General features: G+C 74.1%; 17 protein-coding genes. 8 read left to right on the top strand and 9 right to left on the bottom strand.

Annotated elements, in window-relative coordinates:
* Positions 1-165 precede the first annotated feature (165 nt).
* Positions 166-1,545, top strand: a complete 1,380-nt coding sequence (locus tag ABZ719_RS02280; protein ID WP_366723360.1) for an aminotransferase class V-fold PLP-dependent enzyme — start codon at positions 166-168, stop codon at positions 1,543-1,545.
* Between the two features lie 36 nt (positions 1,546-1,581).
* Here the strand turns inward: ABZ719_RS02280 and ABZ719_RS02275 are convergent, their stop codons facing one another.
* Entirely contained in the window at positions 1,582-2,556 is a 975-nt protein-coding gene (locus ABZ719_RS02275; RefSeq protein WP_366723359.1) for a carbohydrate kinase family protein, read from the bottom strand.
* A gap of 131 nt (positions 2,557-2,687) precedes the next feature.
* Here ABZ719_RS02275 and ABZ719_RS02270 point away from each other — a divergent pair, with 131 nt between their 5' ends.
* Entirely contained in the window at positions 2,688-2,912 is a 225-nt protein-coding gene (locus tag ABZ719_RS02270) for a hypothetical protein (protein ID WP_366723358.1), read from the top strand.
* A 411-nt stretch (positions 2,913-3,323) separates the two neighbouring features.
* On the top strand, positions 3,324-5,177 hold the full coding sequence (locus tag ABZ719_RS02265; protein WP_366723357.1) for a hypothetical protein: 1,854 nt from the start codon (positions 3,324-3,326) through the stop codon (positions 5,175-5,177).
* Between the two features lie 95 nt (positions 5,178-5,272).
* On the opposite strand, the gene ABZ719_RS02260 is transcribed toward ABZ719_RS02265, so the two are convergent.
* Positions 5,273-5,629, bottom strand: a complete 357-nt coding sequence (locus ABZ719_RS02260; RefSeq protein WP_061919812.1) for an iron-sulfur cluster assembly accessory protein — start codon at positions 5,627-5,629, stop codon at positions 5,273-5,275.
* 306 nt (positions 5,630-5,935) lie between these two features.
* On the opposite strand from ABZ719_RS02260, the gene nadA reads away from it, so the two are divergent.
* Positions 5,936-7,120 (top strand): quinolinate synthase NadA, encoded by a 1,185-nt coding sequence (gene nadA / locus ABZ719_RS02255; RefSeq protein WP_366723356.1) that lies wholly within the window; start codon positions 5,936-5,938, stop codon positions 7,118-7,120.
* A 305-nt stretch (positions 7,121-7,425) separates the two neighbouring features.
* On the opposite strand, the gene ABZ719_RS02250 is transcribed toward nadA, so the two are convergent.
* The 5 genes from ABZ719_RS02250 to ABZ719_RS02230 form a co-directional block, all read right to left on the bottom strand.
* Entirely contained in the window at positions 7,426-10,548 is a 3,123-nt protein-coding gene (locus tag ABZ719_RS02250) for an efflux RND transporter permease subunit (protein WP_366723355.1), read from the bottom strand.
* Positions 10,549-10,762: 214 nt separating this feature from the next.
* Positions 10,763-11,440, bottom strand: coding sequence for a response regulator transcription factor (locus ABZ719_RS02245; protein ID WP_037855872.1), 678 nt, complete (start codon positions 11,438-11,440; stop codon positions 10,763-10,765).
* On the bottom strand, positions 11,437-12,732 hold the full coding sequence (locus ABZ719_RS02240) for a histidine kinase (RefSeq protein WP_366723354.1): 1,296 nt from the start codon (positions 12,730-12,732) through the stop codon (positions 11,437-11,439). The genes ABZ719_RS02245 and ABZ719_RS02240 overlap by 4 nt, the downstream gene beginning before the upstream one ends.
* 255 nt (positions 12,733-12,987) lie before the next feature.
* Positions 12,988-13,266 (bottom strand): hypothetical protein, encoded by a 279-nt coding sequence (locus ABZ719_RS02235; RefSeq protein ID WP_366723353.1) that lies wholly within the window; start codon positions 13,264-13,266, stop codon positions 12,988-12,990.
* A 64-nt stretch (positions 13,267-13,330) separates the two neighbouring features.
* Positions 13,331-14,128, bottom strand: a complete 798-nt coding sequence (locus ABZ719_RS02230) for a PspA/IM30 family protein (protein ID WP_366723352.1) — start codon at positions 14,126-14,128, stop codon at positions 13,331-13,333.
* Positions 14,129-14,383: 255 nt separating this feature from the next.
* On the opposite strand from ABZ719_RS02230, the gene ABZ719_RS02225 reads away from it, so the two are divergent.
* The 3 genes from ABZ719_RS02225 (at position 14,384) to ABZ719_RS02215 (ending at position 17,518) form a co-directional block, all read left to right on the top strand.
* On the top strand, positions 14,384-15,013 hold the full coding sequence (locus tag ABZ719_RS02225; RefSeq protein WP_366723351.1) for a DUF3043 domain-containing protein: 630 nt from the start codon (positions 14,384-14,386) through the stop codon (positions 15,011-15,013).
* Between the two features lie 83 nt (positions 15,014-15,096).
* The gene (locus ABZ719_RS02220) at positions 15,097-15,798 is read left to right on the top strand and encodes a methyltransferase domain-containing protein (RefSeq protein ID WP_366723350.1); all 702 of its coding nucleotides are present in this window, start codon (positions 15,097-15,099) and stop codon (positions 15,796-15,798) included.
* Between the two features lie 619 nt (positions 15,799-16,417).
* Positions 16,418-17,518, top strand: coding sequence for a trypsin-like peptidase domain-containing protein (locus ABZ719_RS02215; RefSeq protein WP_366723349.1), 1,101 nt, complete (start codon positions 16,418-16,420; stop codon positions 17,516-17,518).
* A gap of 368 nt (positions 17,519-17,886) precedes the next feature.
* Here the strand turns inward: ABZ719_RS02215 and ABZ719_RS02210 are convergent, their stop codons facing one another.
* Positions 17,887-18,105 carry a hypothetical protein gene (locus tag ABZ719_RS02210; RefSeq protein ID WP_360963209.1) on the bottom strand — a complete coding sequence of 73 codons (219 nt, stop codon included), beginning with the start codon at positions 18,103-18,105 and terminating at the stop codon, positions 17,887-17,889.
* Positions 18,106-18,257: 152 nt separating this feature from the next.
* Between ABZ719_RS02210 and ABZ719_RS02205 the strand changes: the two genes are divergently transcribed.
* On the top strand, positions 18,258-19,469 hold the full coding sequence (locus ABZ719_RS02205; protein ID WP_366723348.1) for a bifunctional adenosylcobinamide kinase/adenosylcobinamide-phosphate guanylyltransferase: 1,212 nt from the start codon (positions 18,258-18,260) through the stop codon (positions 19,467-19,469).
* Between the two features lie 22 nt (positions 19,470-19,491).
* Here ABZ719_RS02205 and ABZ719_RS02200 read toward each other — a convergent pair whose 3' ends face one another.
* Entirely contained in the window at positions 19,492-20,583 is a 1,092-nt protein-coding gene (locus tag ABZ719_RS02200) for a class I SAM-dependent methyltransferase (protein WP_366723347.1), read from the bottom strand.
* Between the last annotated feature and the right edge of the window lie 60 nt (positions 20,584-20,643).

Genomic DNA, 20,643 nt, shown 5'->3' with positions numbered 1-20,643 from the left:
GATGCCCCGAAGTGGCGTGCTTTGGCCGGGCCAGTTGCGGCCCTCTTCGGCCCGCCGGTACGCCGTTCGTGGTGGCCAGGGGCCGTGCGGGGATTCCCGCGCCCCGCGGCGCGGTCGCATGCCGGGCACTGTCCCGGGCCCCCGCGGAGCGCTTAGCGTGAGCACGTGTCCTACTTCGACGCTGCTTCCGCCGCCCCCCTGCACCCCGTGGCCCGGCAGGCGCTGCTCGCCTCGCTCGACGAGGGGTGGGCCGATCCCGCCCGCCTCCACAAGGAGGGCAGGCGGGCGCGGTTGCTGCTGGACGCGGCCCGGGAGGCGGCGGCCGCCGCGGTGGGGTGCCGGCCCGACGAGCTGGTGTTCACCTCGTCCGGCACGCGGGCGGTGCACACCGGTGTCGCGGGGGCGCTGGCCGGCCGGCGCCGGGTCGGACGTCACCTGATCGTGTCATCCGTCGAACACTCCTCGGTGCTCCATTCGGCCGAGGCGCACGAGGCGGACGGCGGGACGGTCACCCGGGTCGCGGTCGACCGGGGCGGTGCGGTGAGCGCCGCGTCGTACGAGCGGGCGCTGCGCGCGGACACCGCGCTGGCCTGTCTGCAGTCGGCCAACCACGAGGTCGGCACCGAACAGCCGGTCGCCGAGGTGGCCGAGGTGTGCCGGGCGGCCGGTGTGCCGCTGCTGGTGGACGCGGCCCAGTCGCTGGGCTGGGGGCCGGTGGGCGGCGGCTGGTCGCTGCTGACGGCGAGCGCGCACAAGTGGGGCGGGCCGCCCGGGGTCGGACTGCTCGTGGTGCGCAAGGGGGTGCGGTTCGCGCTCCGCGGCCCGGTGGACGAGCGGGAGTCGGGCCGGGCGGCGGGGTTCGAGAACCTCCCGGCGATCGTGGCCGCGGCGGCTTCGCTGCGGGCGGTGCGGGCGGAGGCGGCGGCGGAGGCGGTACGGCTGCGGGAGCTGACCGAGCGGATCCGGGCGCGGGTGCCTCGGTCGGTGCCCGACGTGGAGGTGGTGGGCGACCCGGTCCGCCGGCTGCCCGGGGTCGTCACCTTCTCCTGTCTCTATGTCGACGGGGAGACCCTGCTGCACGAGCTGGACCGCGAGGGCTTCTCGGTCTCGTCCGGATCCTCCTGCACCAGCAGCACCCTGACTCCCAGTCATGTGCTGAAGGCGATGGGAGTGCTGAGCGAGGGCAACGTCCGGGTGTCACTGCCCGCCGGGACGCCGGAGGAGGACGTCGAGCGGTTCCTGTCGGTGCTGCCGGGCGTGGTGGCGGGCGTACGGGAGAAGCTGGGCGCGCCGCCCGCCCCCGAGACGGCCGCGCGCCCGGGGGAGCTGGTCCTCGACACCCTGGGCAAGCGCTGCCCGCTCCCGGTGATCGAGCTGGCGAAGGTGATCGGGGACGTTCCGGTCGGCGGCACGGTCCGGGTGCTGGCCGACGACGAGGCCGCGCGCCTGGACATCCCGGCCTGGTGCGCGATGCGGGGTCAGGAGTACGCCGGGGAGGAACCGGCGGAGCGGGGTACGGCCTACCTCGTCCGCCGGATCTCCTGACACGCCCGACCGGCCCGACGGCCGTGACGGACCGTGTCAGGCGAGGTGGGCCCTGACCTCGCGGGCCGCCTCGTCGCCGTACGCCTTCGTGAAGCGCTCCATGAAGTGGGCGCGGCGCAGCTGGTACTCCTGGGTGCCGACGGTCTCGATGACCAGCGTGGCGAGCATGCAGCCGACCTGGGCGGCGCGCTCCAGGGAGACGCCCCAGGCCAGGCCGGAGAGGAACCCGGCGCGGAAGGCGTCGCCCACGCCGGTCGGGTCGGCCTTGCGCTCCTCGTCCGGGCAGCCGACCTCGACCGGGTCCTCGCCGGACCGCTCGATGCGCACGCCGCGCGAGCCGAGGGTGGTCACCCGGTGGCCGACGCGGTCGAGGATCTCGGCGTCGCTCCAGCCGGTCTTGGTCTCGATGAGGCCCTTCTCGTACTCGTTCGAGAACAGGTACGTGGCGCCGTCCAGCAGTATCCGGATCTCGTCGCCGTTCATCCGGGCGATCTGCTGGGAGAAGTCGGCGGCGAACGGGATGGACCGCGAGCGGCACTCCTCGGTGTGCCGCAGCATCGCCTCCGGGTCGTCGGCGCCGATCAGCACCAGGTCGAGGCCGCCGACGCGGTCCGCCACGGTCTTCAGTTCGATGAGGCGGGCCTCGCTCATCGCGCCGGTGTAGAAGGAGCCGATCTGGTTGTGGTCGGCGTCGGTGGTGCACACGAAGCGGGCCGTGTGCAGCGTCTCGGAGATGCGTACCGAGGCGGTGTCGACGCCGTGGCGGTCCAGCCAGGCGCGGTACTCGCCGAAGTCGGCGCCGGCGGCACCGACCAGCACCGGACGGGTGCCGAGCTGGCCCATGCCGAAGGCGATGTTGGCGCCGACCCCGCCGCGCCGCACGTCCAGCTGGTCGACCAGGAAGGAGAGCGAGACCGTGTGCAGCTGGTCCGCGACGAGCTGGTCGGCGAAGCGGCCGGGGAAGGTCATGAGGTGGTCGGTGGCGATGGAGCCGGTGACTGCGATGCGCACGGCGTGGACGCTCCTGGTGGGCGGAGGGACGGACAGTTCACGCTACCCGTTCCGCACAGAGCGCTGAAGCGGGCGAAACTACCCGATAGTAGATCTTTCTCGGCGGGGTGTGACGTGCTTACGGTTCGGTCATGACGAACCACGAGGTCCATGCTGCCCCCGCCCCCGCCGACCTGGACGGTGATCTGGCGTCGCTGCGTGGTGACTGTGCCCGGATGGCCCCGCGCTGGTCGGCGCCGGGCCGGAAGTCCGGGCCAAAGGGGCCGGGGGCGGTGTCCCCCGCCCGGATCCACGGCGTGTCGGTACCGGACTCGTCCGCCCGGCTGCTGGAGTCGATGTCCGAGTACGGGGACTGAGCGCGCCGCGCTCGGGGGCCGGCGGAGGCGGCCGGACCGCTCTGGGGTTGCGTTTTCGGCGGCCGGGGAGGGGGGCGGGCCGGGCGTCCGTGAGCGGCCGTCCGTGGGCGGTCGCCCTCCGTCGGCGGTCCGGCCGGCCGTGGGCGGTCCGGCCGTCCGGCCGTCGGCGAGCGGCCGGCGGTGCGGGCGGCCGTGAGCGGTCGGCTGTCCGCCGGTGGTCCGTCGGTGGTCCGACCGGCCTGCGGTCCGTGGGCGAGGGGCGGTGGGCGGTGGGTGGAACCGGGCGCTCCTCCCGTGCGTCCCATCGCTGTCCTCCGTAGGGGGGACGCGGGACACGACCCGTCGGCCGCTGACTTTGTCAGGGCCGGGTCAGGGTCACCGGGACGGCTGCGCAGTCGAAGGAGCGATGCGGTGAACACCGAGCGACCCGACCACGAGGACGCGGTGGAGACGGCGACGGCGGGGTCCGCGGGGACTGCCCGAGACGCGGGCGCGCGCGGCGGCGCCGCCGGGCCCGCCGGGGAACCCCCGGAGCGCGCTGCCGAGGCGCCTGAGAACGGGGCCCCGGGGAACGGCGCCCCGGAGGGCGGGGCCCCGGAGAAGAGGACTCCGGAGACGGGGATGCCGGCCGGCCCGGAGCGCGGTACCGGAGGCGGCGGGAGCGCCGGGCAGGGCGGCGGGCCCGGCGGCGGACAGGGGCAGGGCGGCGACGGTGCGCCCGGCGGGGGCGGTGGCGGGCGTCCGGGGCGCGGGCGGTCGCCCCTGGTCGCCGCCTCGGTCGCGGCGGCCGTCCTGCTGGTGGGCGGCGGGGCGTACCTCGCCACGAGCGCCTCCGGCGCCTCTGAGGACCGTACGGACACGGCGGCGTCCGGCGGCGGGCACGGCACTCCCCCGCCGCTCGTCCTGGACGACCACGTCTCCGCCGGCGCGAGCACGGGAGCGGGCACGGGCGGCCCCGGGGGCGCGGGCGGCTCGGGTGGTGCCCACGGCATCGCGCCCGGGGAGCCCGACCCCTACGGCACCACGTACCGGGCCGTCGGCACACTGCCCGGGAGCCCCGGTTCGGCGCCGGTGTACACGGCTCGGGGCGAGGTCACCCGCGACGAGGCGGCCCGGCTCGCCGCGGCGCTCGGCATCACGGTCACGCCGGTGGCCGACGGGCAGGTGTGGCGGGCCGGCAACGCGAAGGACGGCGGTGGTCCGGTGCTGCGGATCGGCAGGTCGGCGCCGGGCAGCTGGACGTTCGACCGGTACGCCCCGGGCACCGACGACTGCAAGGGCGTGGTGTGCGGGCGCGGCCCCGCCGCCCCCGCCGCGCATCCGGTGGGCGTGGCCGCCGCGATGAAGGCGGCGGCGCCGGTGCTCAAGGCGGCCGGTCAGGACGGCGCGAAGGTGGACGCGAGCCGGACCCAGGGCGCGCAGCGGGTGGTGAACGCCGATCCGGTGGTCGGCGGGCTGCCCACCCAGGGCTGGGCGACGAGCCTGGTCCTGGACGCGCAGGGCAGGGTGACCGGCGGCAGCGGGCAGCTGGAGGCGCCGGTGAAGGGCGACACGTATCCCGTGCTCGACGCGCGCCGGACGCTGGAGCTGATGAACGCCGCGCAGGGCACCGACCGACGCGCGGGCATCGGCGGCTGCGCCGAGCCGGTGCCGCTGAAGGACCGGCTGGAGACCCCGTGCGGCGCGTCCGGCCCCGGCAAGGGCACGCGGAACACGCTGACCGTCGACAAGGCCGTGTTCGGGCTGGCGGCGCACCCGTCCGGCGGGCGGCAGACGCTGGTGCCGTCCTGGCTGTTCAGGGTGCGGGGGGCGGCCGGGCAGGACGCCTTCACGGTGACGTACCCGGCCGTCGACCCGAAGTACCTGGCCTCGTCGGGCGCGCCGACCGGTCAGGCCGAGCCGCGGCCGCGCGGATCGGCCCCGTCCGGCCCCGCGGCCGGTGCGGGCACCGCCGCTCCGGCCGTCCGAGAGGTGCGGCCGGCCGGTTACAGCGCCCACGGCAGGGACCTGACCGTGACTTTCGAGGGCGGGGTCTGCGCCGACTACCGGGTCTCGGCCCGGGAGGACTCCGGGCGGGTGACGGTCACGGTGACCGAGACGCCCTGGCGGGGCAAGGTCTGCATCATGATCGCCAAGGTGTTCCACCGGACCGTGCGCCTGGACCGGCCGCTCGACGGCCGGGCGGTGGTGGGGCCGGACGGGCGGGCGATCCCCTCCCGGGCGGCGGGTGCCGGACTCCCCCAGTCGGGGACGCCGGTGCGCTGAGCCGGGGCGCGGACGCACGGAAGGCGGCAGCCCTCGCGGGGGCTGCCGCCTTCCGTGCGTGTTCCGTGCGTTTCCCGTCGTGCCGGAGCCGCGGCTCAGCTGAAGGAGTCGCCGCAGGCGCAGGAACCCGTGGCGTTCGGGTTGTCGATCGTGAAGCCCTGCTTCTCGATGGTGTCCACGAAGTCGACGGTGGCGCCGCCGAGGTACGGGGCGCTCATGCGGTCCGTGACGACCTTGACACCGCCGAAGTCCTTCACCACGTCGCCGTCGAGCGAACGCTCGTCGAAGAAGAGCTGGTAGCGCAGGCCGGAGCAGCCGCCGGGCTGGACGGCGACCCGCAGGGCGAGGTCGTCGCGGCCTTCCTGGTCGAGCAGGGCCTTGACCTTCGACGCGGCGGCGTCGGTCAGGATGATGCCGTCGGTGACGGTGGTGGTCTCGTCCGATACGGACATCTACATCTCTCCCGGGTTGTACGGAGACTGCTTGCCGACGAGTGCAACCGGCAAGGCCGCGGATTCATTCCGGGCCGGGCACTTGATTGTTCTCTTGTCCATGCTCGTCCCCTTCATGCTCGCACACCCTCCGGGGACCGGGCAGGGCCCTGTGGACGACCGGCCGGGGCCGTGGGTGTGCGCCGGCCCCGGGCCGTGGCGGTGCCGGGATTCACGTCACATCGACACGATGGCCATCGTCAAAGTGACGTGAAGCGGTTATGATAGATAACGTCAATTCGACGAAAAGTAGAAAGGGTGCGTGTCGTGACCACCGCCCAGACCCAGGAGCTCGACGTTCAGCCGACGCCCCTCGCCCTGCTGCTGCTCGGCCGCGAGGCCGACCCGAGGAGCGAGCGCGGCGTCGAGTGCCCCGGCGACCTCCCCGCCCCGTCCGACCCGGACCTGGTGGCACGCGCCCGCGCGGCCAAGGAGAAGCTCGGGGACAAGGTCTTCGTGCTCGGCCACCACTACCAGCGTGACGAGGTCATCCAGTTCGCCGACGTCACGGGCGACTCCTTCAAGCTGGCCCGGGACGCGGCGGCGCGGCCGGAGGCCGAGTACATCGTCTTCTGCGGTGTGCACTTCATGGCGGAGTCCGCGGACATCCTGACGAACGACGAGCAGAAGGTGGTCCTGCCGGACCTCGCCGCCGGCTGCTCGATGGCCGACATGGCGACGGCCGAGCAGGTCGCCGAGTGCTGGGACGTCCTGACCGAGGCGGGCGTCGCCGAGCAGGTCGTCCCCGTCTCCTACATGAACTCCTCGGCCGACATCAAGGCGTTCACCGGACGGCACGGCGGCACCATCTGCACCTCGTCGAACGCGAAGCGGGCCCTGGAGTGGGCCTTCCAGCAGGGCGAGAAGGTGCTGTTCCTGCCCGACCAGCACCTGGGCCGCAACACCGCGGTGCGGGACATGGGCATGTCCCTGGACGACTGCGTCGTCTACAACCCGCACAAGCCGAACGGCGGGCTGAGCGCGGAGGAACTGCGCGGCGCGAAGATGATCCTGTGGCGCGGCCACTGCTCGGTGCACGGCCGCTTCAGCCTGGACTCGGTGAACGACGTCCGCGCCCGCATCCCCGGCGTGAACGTCCTGGTGCACCCCGAGTGCAGGCACGAGGTGGTCTCCGCGGCGGACTACGTCGGCTCGACCGAGTACATCATCAAGGCGCTGGAGGCGGCCCCGGCCGGCTCCAAGTGGGCCATCGGCACGGAGCTGAACCTGGTCCGCCGCCTGGCGAACCGTTTCGCCCCCGAGGGCAAGGAGATCGTCTTCCTCGACAAGACGGTCTGCTTCTGCTCGACGATGAACCGCATCGACCTCCCCCACCTGGTCTGGGCCCTCGAATCCCTGGCCGAGGGCACCCTGGTCAACCGCATCGAGGTCGACAAGGAGACGGAGACCTACGCGAAGCTGGCACTGGAACGGATGCTGGCGCTGCCGTAGGGATCCTCCTCCGCGCACGCACAAGGGGCGCCCCCGGCCGTCTTGCAACGGCCGGGGGCGCCCCTTGCGTGCCACGATCGAGGGACCGGTTCCCGGTACCGAGGGCAGGCCGGGAGCCCGCGTCAGCCGAACGCCGCCGGTCCTGTGATGCGCGGTCCCCTACGGCCCCGTCCTCGTCGTCCCGGGCGGTGTCCTGGACTGCTTCGTCCGCTCCCTGAAGGCGGAGACGGGCGGACACGGGGGAAGCGGACGGCCGGGCCTCCAAGAGGCCCGGCCGTCCTTCTTTCTGCTTGGTGCGGAGGGTGTCAGACGCCCGCGGGCTCCAGCTCCTCCCGCTCCGTCTCCTGCTGCTGTCCGCGCTTCGCCGCGCGCTTCTTCGCGCGGCGCTCCTTGCGCAGTTCCAGCATGGCGTAGAGCGTCGGGACCAGGAGCAGCGTGAGCAGGGTGGAGGTGATCAGGCCGCCGATCACGACCACAGCGAGCGGCTGGGCGATGAAGCCGCCCTGGCCGGTGACGCCGAGGGCCATCGGGAGCAGGGCGAAGATGGTCGCCAGGGCCGTCATGAGGATGGGGCGCAGACGGTGGCGGCCGCCTTCCACCACGGCCTCCACGACCCCGTAGCCCTGCCTGCGGTACTGGTTGATGAGGTCGATCAGGACGATCGCGTTGGTGACCACGATGCCGACCAGCATCAGCATGCCGATCATCGCGGGGACGCCCAGCGGCGTGCCCGTGGCGATCAGCAGGCCGAGCGCGCCGGTGGCGGCGAACGGGATGGAGACCAGCAGGATCAGCGGCTGGGCCAGCGAACGGAACGTCGCCACCAGCAGCATGAACACGATGGCGATGGCCGCCAGCAGGGCCAGGCCGAGGTTCTTGAACGCGTCGTTCTGGTCGGAGGTGACACCGCCGATCTCGGCCGTCGCGCCCGCCGGGAGGTCCAGCGCCTTGATCTTCGACTGGAGCTCGGTGCTGACCGCGCCGGTGTTGTCGCCGGTCGGCTTGGCGGTGACGGTCGCCGCGCGCTGCCCGTCGATGCGGGTCAGGGAGACCGGGCCGTCGACCAGCTCGACGGTGGCGATGTCGCCGAGCCTGACCGGGCCGAGGCGCAGCTCGCGCAGCTGGGCCAGCGTCTCCGCGGGCTTCGCCGACTTGATCACGACGTCCCGCTCGGTGTCCTCCAGGACGGCCTTGCCGGCCGTGGTGCCCCGCACCGACTGGGCGACGGCCGCGCCGAGGGACTGCTCGGTGAAGCCGGCCGCCGCCGCCTTGCTGTTGGCCCGCACGGAGACGCGCGGCACGCTCTGCGAGAGGTCGCTGGTGACGTCGCTGACGTCGCCGAGCCCGGCGACCGCCTTGCGGACCTGCTCGGCCGCGGTGCGCAGGGACCGCGCGTCGGGCGCCTTCACGACGACCTTGAGGTCCTGGTCACCGAAGCCGTCACCGGCGTTGACGGTGGTGGTGCCGATGCCGGACAGCTTGTGCAGCCCGGCCTCGATGTCCTTGCGGACGTCCTCGGCGGACGCGGAGTCCTCCAGCATCACCTGGTAGGAGGCGTGGTTGGCGTCCGTGGAGCCGCCGAAGGCCGCCAGGAAGCCGGAGGAGCCGACCGTCACCTGGTAGTCCTTGACGCCCTTGGTGCCGGCGAGCAGTTTCTCGACCTTCTGCGCCTGCGCGTCGGTGGCCGCCAGGCTGGTGCCGGGCTTCAGTTCCTGCTTGACACTGAGCACCTTCTGGTCGCCGGGGTCGAAGAAGTTGGTCTTCAGCAGCGGGGCCAGGCCGAAGGTGCCGACCAGCACGACCACGGCGATCAGCACGCTGGTGAGGCGGCGGCGGGTGGCGAAGCGCAGGATGGGCACGTAGAAGCGCTGCAGACGGCTGTTGGTCTCCTTCTCCTCCGCCGCGCGGCGGGCCTCCTCCGGGTCGGCCGGCATGTTCTTCGGGGCCCGCAGGAACCAGTACGACAGCACGGGTACGACGGTCAGCGACACCAGCAGCGAGGCCAGCAGGGCCACCGTGACGGTGATGCTGAACGGGCCGAACAGCTCGCCCACCAGCCCGCCGACCAGGCCGATCGGCAGGAACACGGCGACCGTGGTGAGCGTCGAGGACGTCACCGCGCCGGCCACCTCGCGCACGGCGCCCAGGATGGCCTCGCGGCGCTCCTCGCCGTAGCCGAGGTGACGCCGGATGTTCTCCAGGACCACGATCGAGTCGTCGACGACGCGGCCGATGGCGATGGTCAGCGCGCCCAGCGTCAGGACGTTCAGCGACAGGTCGCGGGTCCACAGGACGATCAGGGTGACGACCACGGAGAGCGGGATGGAGACCGCCGTCACCAGGGTGGAGCGCAGCGACGCCAGGAAGAGCAGGATGACGAGGACGGCGAAGAGCAGACCGAGGGCGCCTTCGGTGGTCAGGCCCTCGATGGACTTGGAGACGGCCGGGCCCTGGTCGCTGACCGTGGTGATCTTCGCGTCGGAGCCGAGGTTCTTGCGCAGCTCGGGCAGCTTGTCCTTGACGGCGTCCGACACGGCGACCGCGCTGCCGTCGTGGTCGAGGGTGACGGCGACGGCGAGGCTCGGCCGGCCGTCGGTGCGGGTGATGGAGTCGGCCTTGGCGGGCTGCTGGCGGACGGTGGCGACGTCGCCGAGGCGGACCGGCGCGTCGCCCTGGCCCTTGCCGGCCTGTCCGGCGACCCTCAGATCCTCGATCTGCCGCAGCGAGGTGTAGCCGCCGCCGACCTGCACGGTCCGGTTGGCGCCGCCCTCGTCGAAGGAACCGGCCGGGACGGTGGCGCCACCCGCCTGGAGGGCCTGGGCCAGGTCGGCGGTGGTGAGACCGGCCTTGGCGAGCTTCGCGTCGTCGGGGGTGACGGTGACCTGGAGGTCCCGTACGCCGTCCACGGTGACCTGGCTGACGCCGTCGATGTTCTTCAGGGCCGGTACGACCGTCTTGTCGAGCTGGTCGGCGAGCGCCTGCTGGTCCTTGCCGGAGGTCACGGCGAGGACCACGGTGGGTATGTCGTCGGTGGACCCGGCGACGACCTGCGGGTCGACGTCGTCCGGGAGCAGGGCGCGCGAGCGGTTGACGGCCTGCTGGACGTTGGCGACCAGCTGCTGCGTGTCGTTGCCGTACTCGAAGGACGCCGTGATCACGGCGCTGCCCTCGCCTGCGGTGGCGGTGACGCCGGTGATGCCGTCGACGGCCTTGAGGTTGTTCTCCAGCGGTTCGACGACCTGCTTCTCCACCACGTCCGGGGAGGCGCCCTGGTAGGGCGCGAGGACGGACACCACGGGAAGCTCGATGCTGGGCAGCAGCTGCTGTTTGAGCTGGGGGATCGCGATGGCCCCGAAGACGAGGGCGACGATCGAGATCAGTCCGATCAGGGCCCGTTGCGCGAGGCTGAATCTGGACAGCCAGGACATGGGTCAGGGTCTCTCTTCTGTGAGCGCCACAGTGGCAGGCGGAGCGGCAGGAGGAGCGGCACGGGCGCGCAGCGGCGCCCACCCCTACACCTTGGGGCACGGGCACCGGGTGTTCCGTAGACCCCTGGTCCATTTCCGCGGGGGCGCCTACTCCGGCCGCAGTACGCCCGGGCGGAGGGCGCTCCACCCGTGGATGTACCGGGGCGCGGCGGGCTCAGTCCACCCGGGGGCGGACCAGACCGGACTCGTAGGCGATGACGACGAGCTGGGCGCGGTCGCGCGCTCCCAGCTTGGACATGGCCCGGTTGACGTGGGTCTTCACGGTCAGCGGGCTGACCTGGAGGCGTTCGGCGATCTCGTCGTTGGAGTGGCCGCCGGCGACCTGGACGAGCACTTCGCGCTCGCGCCCGGTCAGCGCGTCCAGCCGGGCCGAGCGGACCGGGTCGCGGCCGTCGTCGGCGCCCTGCGCGAGGAAGCGGGCGATGAGGCCCTTGGTGGCCGCCGGGGACAGCAACGCCTCCCCGCCGGCCGCGATCCGGATGGCGTTCAGCAGTTCCTCGGGTTCGCTGCCCTTGCCGAGGAAGCCGGAGGCGCCCGCGCGCAGTGACTGCACGACGTAGTCGTCGACCTCGAAGGTGGTCAGGATGACCACGCGGACCTGGTCGAGGGCGGGGTCGGCGCTGATCAGGCGGGTGGCGGCGAGGCCGTCGGTGCCGGGCATGCGGATGTCCATCAGGACGACGTCGGCGCGCTGCTCCTTGGCCAGGCGGACCGCCTCGGCGCCCTCGCAGGCCTCGCCGACCACCTCCATGTCGGGCTCGGAGTCGACGAGCACGCGGAAGGCGCTGCGCAGGAGTGCCTGGTCGTCGGCGAGCAGGACACGGATCGTCATGCGGTGTCCCCCTGGGGGCGGGTGCGGGTGCGGGCGCACGTACCGGCGCGGCCGTCGGCACCGGTGCCGGGCCTCGTGCCGGTGCGGGTGCCGGTGTCGGTCCTGACGGGAAGGATCGCATGGACGCGGAAACCACCGCCGTAGCGGGGGCCGGTGGTGAGGGTGCCGCGCACGGCGGTGACCCGCTCGCGCATGCCGAGCAGCCCGTGGCCGCCTCCGCCGACGGGAGGGACGTCGTCCGCGCCCGCGCCGTCGTCCAGGACGGTGACCTCCAGGTTCGGTCCGACCCGTACGACGCTGACCTCGGCCCTGGCCCGCCCGCCCGCGTGTTTCTGCACGTTGGTGAGGGCCTCCTGGACGATCCGGAACGCGGCGAGGTCCACGGCGGCGGGCAGGGCGGTGCCGTTGTCGGCGCGGGCGACCTCGACGTGCAGGCCCGCGCTGCGGAAGGTGCCGACGAGGTCGTCCAGCCGGTCCAGGCCGGGGGCGGGTTCGGTGGGGGCCTCGGGGTCGTCGGACTGGCGCAGCAGGCCGACGGTGGCGCGCAGTTCGTCCAGCGCGGAGCGGCCCGCCTCCCGGACGTGCGCGAGGGCCTCCTTGGCCTGGTCGGGGCGCTTGTCCATGACGTGGGCGGCGACGCCGGCCTGCACGTTGACCAGGGCGATGTGGTGGGCGACGACGTCGTGCAGGTCACGGGCGATGCGCAGGCGCTCCTCGACGACCCGGCGGCGGGCCTCCTCCTCGCGGGTGCGTTCGGCGCGTTCGGCGCGCTCGCGGATGGCGCGGACGAAGGCGCGGCGGCTGCGGACGGCGTCACCGCCCGCGGCGGCCATGCCGGTCCAGGCGAAGATGGCGAGATTCTCCTGCGCGTACCAGGGTTGGGGTCCGCCGAGCATGGCCGCGCCGGTCAGCACGGTCATGGTGGACAGGCCCAGGCGCCAGGTGGTGGGGCGGTCGGTGGCGGCGGCGACGGTGAACAGGGCGACGACGGCGGACATGGCGACCGGGGCGCGCGGGTCGCCGGTGACGCACTCGAGAAGCGAGACGGTGCCGGTGACGGCGAGGACGGCGCGCGGGGCGCGGCGGCGCAGCACGAGGGCGGCGGCACCGAGGGCCATCAGGACCAGGCTGAGCGGCTCCGGCGTGCGCACCGCCCAGCTGACGCCGTGTTCCCCGCGCGGACCCACGAAGGAGCCGGCCACCATGCAGACCAGCACCCCCGCCGCGATGCCCGCGTCCAGTGCGAGGGGGTGCGCCGTGAGCCGGCTGCGGATGCGGTCGAGGGTCGTCACGTGTGCCAACGGTACGGGCTCGGGCCGTGCGGGAGCGGTGCCCTGGGTGTCGTCCGGCCCCGGGCCCCCGGAGCGCTCACCCGGGCCGGGATCGCCGCGCGCGCCCTCACCGGGGGCCTTCAGGCCGAGGCTCCTCGGCCGGGAGGGACTTCCCGCCGGGGAGGCTCAGCCGTGAGGGACCCCCTGCCGGGACGCTCAGCCGGAAGGGGCTTCCTGCCGAGGGCTGTCCGCCCGGCAATCGCGCGCCGGGGATGCTCAGCCGGGGATCAGGCCGTCGTCGCTGAGCATGTCCCGCACTTCCTCCAGGGTGGCCTCCGCGGCGGGCAGGATCAGCTCGGACGGTTCCAGTGAGTCGTCCGGGAGGGGGTCGCCCAGTTCCCGGACCCTGGCGAGGAGCGCGGCCAGGGTGCGGCGGAAGCCCGGCCCGTCGCCCTTCTCCACTTCCGCCAGGAGTTCGTCGTCCAGCCTGTTCAGTTCGGTGAAGTGGCCGTCGGCCAGCCTCACCTGTCCCTCCCCCATGATCCGTACGATCATGTCGCCCTCCTCGGCGCCTGGGCCCCGGTTCCCGGTGAGGCGGCCGCGGCCGGTGCCACGGTGCTCACTGCTTGTCGAAGCGGGGGGTGTCCTTCGACTGCTGCTGGGACTGCGCCTGGCCCTGGGCGCCCTCGATCGCCTGGCGGTCCGCGGACGAGCCTCCGGCCAGTTCGGCCTTCATGCGCTGCAGCTCCAGCTCTACATCCGTACCACCGGAGATGCGGTCCAGCTCGGCGGCGATGTCGTCCTTGGCCGTGCCGGTGGGGTCGTCCAGCGCCCCGGAGGCGAGCAGTTCGTCGATCGCGCCGGCGCGGGCCTGGAGCTGCTGCGTCTTGTCCTCGGCGCGCTGGATGGCCAGGCCGACGTCGCCCATCTCCTCGGAGATGCCGGAGAACGCCTCGCCGATCCGGGTCTGCGCCTGGGCGGCGGTGTAGGTGGCCTTGATCGTCTCCTTCTTGGTGCGGAAGGCGTCGACCTTGGCCTGCAGCCGCTGGGCCGCGAGGGTGAGCTTCTCCTCCTCGCCCTGCAGGGTGGAGTGCTGCGTCTCCAGGTCCGTCACCTGCTGCTGGAGCGCGGCGCGGCGGGAGAGGGCCTCGCGGGCCAGGTCCTCGCGGCCCAGCGCGAGCGCCTTGCGGCCCTGGTCCTCCAGCTTGCCGGACTGCTGCTGCAACTGGTTGAGCTGGAGTTCCAGCCGCTTGCGGCTGGTCGCCACGTCGGCGACGCCGCGGCGGACCTTCTGCAGCAGCTCGAGCTGCTTCTGGTACGAGTAATCGAGGGTCTCGCGCGGGTCCTCGGCCCGGTCAAGGGCCTTGTTCGCCTTCGCGCGGAAGATCATCCCCATACGCTTCATGACACCGCTCATGGGCTTCGCGCGCCCCCTTCTGACGGACTCCAGCTCACAGCTCTGCGACAGAACCCACAGTACGGGCCCTGCATCCATTACCGCACTGTTCGGGAACGGATGCGGTCATCCCCAAGGACGACTGCGCGCGTTTCCGATCCGGCGTAGGGAGTAGGTGACCCCCGAGGCGCCTTCCGCCGGGCATGCGCACCGCCCTCCCCCTGTCCCTGTGAGACGACCGGCGTTGCCGGATCGTTCCCCACCGGGCTGGGGTCCATGCGGGTCGAGCCCGTACCCTTGGGATTTGTGTTCCGTAGCCGTGCCAAGGAAGAGAAGGCGCCGGTGGCCGAAAAAACGCCGGTGAGCATCTCCAAGCAGCCCCGTGACCCGCAGGCGCCCAAGGGCCGCCCCACGCCGAAGAGGAGTGAGGCCCAGAGCCAGCGCCGCAGCGTCGCCACCACGCCGACCAACCGCAAGGAGGCCGCCAAGCGGCAGCGGGAGGAGCGCCGCGTCCAGATGGAGCGGCAGCGCCAGGCGCTGGCCAGCGGCGACGAGCGCTACCTCCCGGCCCGGGACAAGGGCCCGGTGCGCAAGTTCGCGCGTGACTTCATCGACTCGCGGTTCAACATCGCCGAGTGGTTCCTGCCGATGGCCGTGGTCATCCTGGTGCTGAGCATGGTGCGGGTCGGTTATCTCCAGAACATCGCGCTGCTGCTGTGGCTCGTGGTGATCGTGCTGATCGTGCTCGACTCGATCGCGAGCGGCCTGCGGCTGAAGAAGCGGCTGGCGGAGCGCTTCCCGGACCAGAGCCGCAAGGGCGCGGTCGCCTACGGGCTGATGCGCTCGCTCCAGATGCGCCGCCTGCGCCTGCCGAAGCCGCAGGTCAAGCGTGGGGAACGGCCCTGAGTACGACCGCTTTCTCCGGGGGTGCGGCGGACGCCTGGCTGGCGAAGCTGGGCGGACTGCGTGATGTCGTACGGCAGGAACTGGTGGCCCGGCAGCTCGACGAGCAGATAGCCGGGCGGTTCCCCGTCGGGCAGCGGCTGCGGGTGCTCGACGTCGGGATGGGGCAGGGCACGCAGGCACTGCGGCTGGCCCGGGCCGGGCACCAGGTCACCGGCCTGGAGCGCGACCAGAAGATGATCTCCGTGGCCCGCCGGTCGCTGGCCGCCGAGCCCGAGGGCATCCGGGCGCGGATGCGGATCGTCGAGGGCGACGGGCAGGACACCGGCGTGCACTTCCTGCCGGGCAGCTTCGACGTCGTGCTGTGCCACGGCGTGCTGATGTACGTCGAGGAACCCGACCCGCTGCTGGCCGGGCTGGCCCGGATGCTCGCACCGGGCGGTCTGCTGTCGCTGCTGGTGCGCAACGCCGACGCGCTGGCGATGCGGCCGGGGCTGTCCGGCGACTGGGCGGCGGCGCTGGCCGCCTTCGACACGACGGTGTACCGCAACCGGCTGGGCCTGGACGTACGGGCGGACCGGCTCGCCGACCTGACCGCGACCCTCGCCGGGATCGGGGCGCCGCTGCACGCCTGGTACGGGGTGCGGGTCTTCACGGACACGGCGGCGGACGGCGCCGAACCGCCGGCGGACGTGGCGGCGCTGCTGGACACCGAGGAGCGGGCCGGGCGGACCGACCCGTACCGCGGGGTGGCGGCGCTGCTGCATCTGTGCGGGGTGCGCGGGTAGGACCCGCGGCCGTCCTTCCGACCGGCGCGCGGCCCGGCCCGGCCCGCGGACGGCCGGCCCCCGGTCGCCCAGCGGGGCGTCTTCGTTCCGCCCAGCGGGCGACCTTCGTGTCGCCCTGCCGACGGCCTTCCCGCCGCCTCGGCCTGTCGGCCGCGTTCCTGTCGCCCTGCCGGCCGGCCTTCGTACCGCCCTGTCGGCAGCCTCCGTGCCGGCCGGCCGGCCTTCTCAGCGCCCTGCCGACCGCGTTCGTATCGCCTCGCCCTGCCGGCCGCCTTCGTGTCGTCCGGCCGGCCGGCCTTCTCAGCGCCCTGCCGGCTGCCGTCCCACGGCGGCTGCGGGCCGCCTCGCGTGGGGCCGCGGGCCGTCTCCGCGTGGGCCGAGGGCGGGCGATCGGGGCGTGCGCTCGCCGGTGGGGACGGGGCGCCCGTACGGCGGAGTCCCGGGGGCCTGGCGCCCGGGGCGGCGACAGACTCGGTTCATGGACGTTTCCCGTGCCTGTGCCCGTGTCCGTGCCTTCGGCCGCGCCCGGGACCGTACGCGTTCCCGCTCCCTTTCTCGCTCTCGTACTCTCCCTCACCCTCGTCCTCACCCTCGTCCTCAGCCTCGTCCGGGGCTCCCGGTGGGTGTCCGTGCGAGGGTCCGGTCCCGTCGCCTGATCGGGCCGCTCGCCGCGCTGGTGTGCTGTGCCGCCGTGCTGTCCGGGTGCAGCGGGTCCACCGCGCCGCCCGAGGAGGAGGCGGCGGCCTCCGGCACCCGGACGCCGCCGGCCGGGCGGCAGGTGGCCGCCCCGGCGACCGCGGACGACCTGCAGAGCGACTACCAGCGGGTGATCAGGGAAGTCCTGCCGTCGGTCGTCCAGATCCAGGCCAGCCGCGACCTCGGCTCGGGGGTCGTCTACGACGACAAGGGGCACATCGTCACCAACGCGCACGTCGTGGGGAACGAGAAGCGGTTCCACGTCACCACGGCGGGCAGCGAGGAGACGCTCACGGCGACGCTCGTCTCCGCCTACCCGGAGCAGGACCTCGCCGTCGTCAAGCTGGACAAGGTGCCGCACGGGCTGAAGGCGGCCGCCTTCGGCGACTCGGACAAGGTCGCCGTCGGGCAGATCGTGCTCGCCATGGGCTCCCCGCTGGGGCTGTCGTCGAGCGTCACCCAGGGGATCGTGTCGGCCACCGGGCGGACCGTCAGCGAGGGGCAGAGCGGCGGCGGCACCGGGGCGACCATCGCCGACATGGTGCAGACCTCCGCGGCGATCAACCCCGGCAACAGCGGGGGCGCGCTGGTGAACCTCGACGGGCGGGTCATCGGTATCCCGACGCTGGCCGCCACCGACCCGCAGCTCGGGGGCAGCGCGGCGCCCGGCATCGGTTTCGCGATCCCGGCGTCCCTGGTGAAGACGATCGCCGGTCAGATCGTGAAGTACGGCAGGGTCGTCGACTCCGGACGGGCCGCGCTCGGCATCACCGGGCGCACCGTCGTCGACGCCTCCTACCAGCCCGCCGGGGTGGCGGTCGTCGACGTGAAGGCGGGCGGCGCGGCGGACCGGGCGGGCATCCGGCCCGGGGACATCATCCTGCGGGTGGGCGGCACCGGCATCACCGACATCACCTCGCTGTCGGAGGCGCTGGCCGCGGACAGACCGGGGCAGCGGACGAAGGTGACGTACTCGCGCGACGGTGCGGAGAAGACGGTGGAGGTGACGCTCGGCGAGCAGTGAGCACCGTGGGCGCGGCGATGGGAGCACCGCGGCCGCGGCGATGGGGCGAGGGCGGCCGGTGACCACTCCCCCGCCGCGCCGGAACGGGGGGGCCGGGGGCGCCGGACCGGGCCCGCCGCAGCGCCGGAACCAGAGGAGCGGGGCGCGCCGGACCGGGCCGCCCGCAGCGTCCGCCCCCTCGGCCCCGCCGGCCCGCCCAGGCCGCAACGGCGGAGCCCGGCGTCCGCCGACGGGCCGGAACCGCGTCGAAACCGGAAAGCCCGGCCCCGCCGCCCGCCCCGGAACCACAAAGCCCGGCCCCGCCGGCCGCACCAGGGCCGGTGGTCCGGTGCCAGGTCCGGCGGGGCCGGGCCGTGGGCCGGGCGGTGCTACGCCTGGGCCTGGTCGGCGTGCAGGCTCATCGGGCCGTAGATCTCCGCGGCGTCCTCGAACAGCCGCACCTGGTCCGCGCCGCCGTCGGCCAGGGCCTTCCAGTTCTCACCGATCCAGGACTCGGCGTCGCCCTGCGTGGTGAACTCCTCCGGCTGCACCGCGGGCTGGACCTCCGCCCCGTCGGCCGTCTCGAACCGCCACGTCCATGCCGCCATGTACGCCTCCCTGATGTGAGCACACTCCGCACACATTGCATCTACTGCACACACTGCCCAGCCGGAGCCGCCCCACGCGGATCATGGCCCGGCTCCTGCCCGCAGCCTAGCCGGATGCGCGAGACCTGCGGCGACACTGGAAAATCGGGTCCGTGGACGTGACTCTGCTCGGCACCGGTGCCCCCGAGGGGCTTCCCCGCCCCCACTGCCCCTGCGCGGCCTGCGCGACGGCCCTCGGCGCGCAGGCCCGCGCTGCGACGGCGCTGCTCGTGGACGGGGCGCTGCTGCTGGACCTGACGCCCGGGGTGGCGTTCGCCGCCGCCCGGGCCGGGCAGTCGCTGGGGCAGGTGGCGCAGGTGCTGATGTCCCATCCGCACGACGGCCCCGCCGTGGAGGTGCCCGCCGGGCTGCCGCAGCCCGGCCGGGTGCCCGACGGGCGTGAACTGGCCCTGCTGAGCGGGCACCGGGTGCGGGCGGTGGCGCTGGACGCGCCGGGCACGGGGTACGCGGTGACCGGGCCGGACGGCAAGCGGCTGCTGTACCTGCCGCCGGGCGGCGCGCCGGCCGGTCTGGAGGAGGGGTCGGTCCAGACGTACGACATGGTCCTCCTGGACGTGGTCGGGCGGCCGGACGCGCTGGCGAAGCTGCGGGCGGTGGGAGCGGTGGGCCGGGCGACGGACGTCGTCGCCGTCCACCTCGACCACGACGTGCCGCCCGGTGCGGAGCTGTCCCGGCGGCTGGCGGCGGCCGGGGCACGGGCCGTGCCGGACGGCAGCACGCTGGCCATCGGGGCGTACGAGAACATGGCGGCCGTCCCCGACGTGCCCCGGCGCACGCTGGTGCTCGGCGGCGCGCGGTCGGGCAAGTCGGTGGAGGCCGAGCGGCGGCTGGAGGCCTTCCCCGAGGTGCTGTACGTGGCCACCGGCGGCACCCGGGGCGGCGACAGCGAGTGGACGGCGCGGGTCGCCGCGCACCGGGAGCGGCGGCCGGGCTCGTGGCGCACGGCCGAGACCTGCGACCTCGTGCCGCTGCTCGCCCAGGACGGGCCGCCCCTGCTGATCGACTGCCTGTCCCTGTGGCTGACGGACGCGATGGACGCGGTCGGTGCCTGGGACGACGACGAGTGGGCGGCCGGCGGTGAACGGTCCCTGCGGGAGCGTACGGCCGCGTTGACGTCGGCCGTGCGCGCCGCCCGCCGGACCGTGGTCGCCGTCTCCAACGAGGTCGGCTCGGGCATCGTCCCGGCCACCGCCTCGGGCCGCCGCTACCGCGACGAACTGGGCCGCCTGAACGCGGCCTTCGCCGCCGAGTGCGAACAGGTCCTGCTGGTGGTGGCGGGCCAGGCGCTGCGGCTGCGCGGGTGAGGCCGCCGGCGCCGGCCGCGGGTCAGAGCGGCCGGGCCGTGTCGCGGCGGGCGACGACCCGGTAGGTGTTCGACAGGCCCGGGGTACGGCGCAGCAGCGGGGCGAGGACGAGGTCGACCAGCGCGGCCACGTCGACGAGGGGGCCGGTCGCGGCGGCGAGGACCGCGCGCAGGGCCCGCCGGGGCGCGGTCGGCGGGGTCCGGCGCCAGGGCGCGTCGGGGGCCGGCAGGGCGCGGGCGAGGACCAGGGCGAGGGCCGCCGAGAGGTCGTTCGGTGTGTGCGGGGTGCGCCGGTCGGTGACGAGGACCGTGCAGCCCGCGGACTCCAGCTCGGTGCGGAGGTTGCGCAGGGGCGGCAGGTGCAGGTGGCGTGGCTGGCCGTGCGGCAGCCACCACTTGCCGAGGAGCAGGGCGAACGCGCTGCGCGGGTCGGGCAGTTCGATCAGGAGGTGGCCGCCGGGGCGCAGCGCGGTGAGCGCGCCGCGCAGTTCCGCGCGGGGGTCGGGGGCGTGGGCGAGGTGGTGGAACATGCTGACCACGTCGTAGCGGCCGCGCAGGCGTTCGGCGATCCGCGGGTCGCAGAGGTGCCCGACGTGGGCCTCCTCGATCCGTCCGGCCGCGCGGGCGGCCTGGACGCGGGGCGTCGGGTCGAGTCCGTCGAAGGAGGTGTACGGGAACACCTCCTGGGCCGCGGCGGGGAAGTGGGCGTGGCCCGTGCCGACGTCGAGCCAGCTCTCCGGCTCGCCCACCTCGCGCATCAGGCGGGCGTCCCAGCGGTGCCTGCGGTGGCTGCGGCGGGTGGCGAGCACCGGGTCGGGCAGGCCGCCCGGGTCGCTCTCGTCGAAGTCCCGGTGGTAGAAGGCCAGTCCCGCCGGGGTGAGCCGGGGGTTCTGGAAGGCGTGTCCGCAGTCCCGGCACTGGTCGAGCGTGAACCGGCCCGGTTTGCGCTGGAGCAGGTCGGGCGCGCGCAGCCGGGTGCGCAGCCGGGCCGACCCGCACCAGGGGCAGTCCTCGCGGCGCGGTTCGTGGAACCGGTCGGTGCCCTGGGCCAGTTCGGCGGCGTAGCCGATGCGGCGCGGGTCGTAGACGCGCGGGGCGTACGGCAGGGGCGGCATGGGCGGCTCCCGGTGGGCGAGAGGGCGTACGGCGGGGAGCCGCCGGGCGGGCGGTCGGCC

The sequence above is a fragment of the Streptomyces sp. NPDC006743 genome (genome assembly GCF_040703815.1).
Lineage (GTDB): Bacteria > Actinomycetota > Actinomycetes > Streptomycetales > Streptomycetaceae > Streptomyces.
Note: the sequence above shows the minus strand (reverse complement) of the source record. Positions and strands in the feature narration are given on the sequence as shown.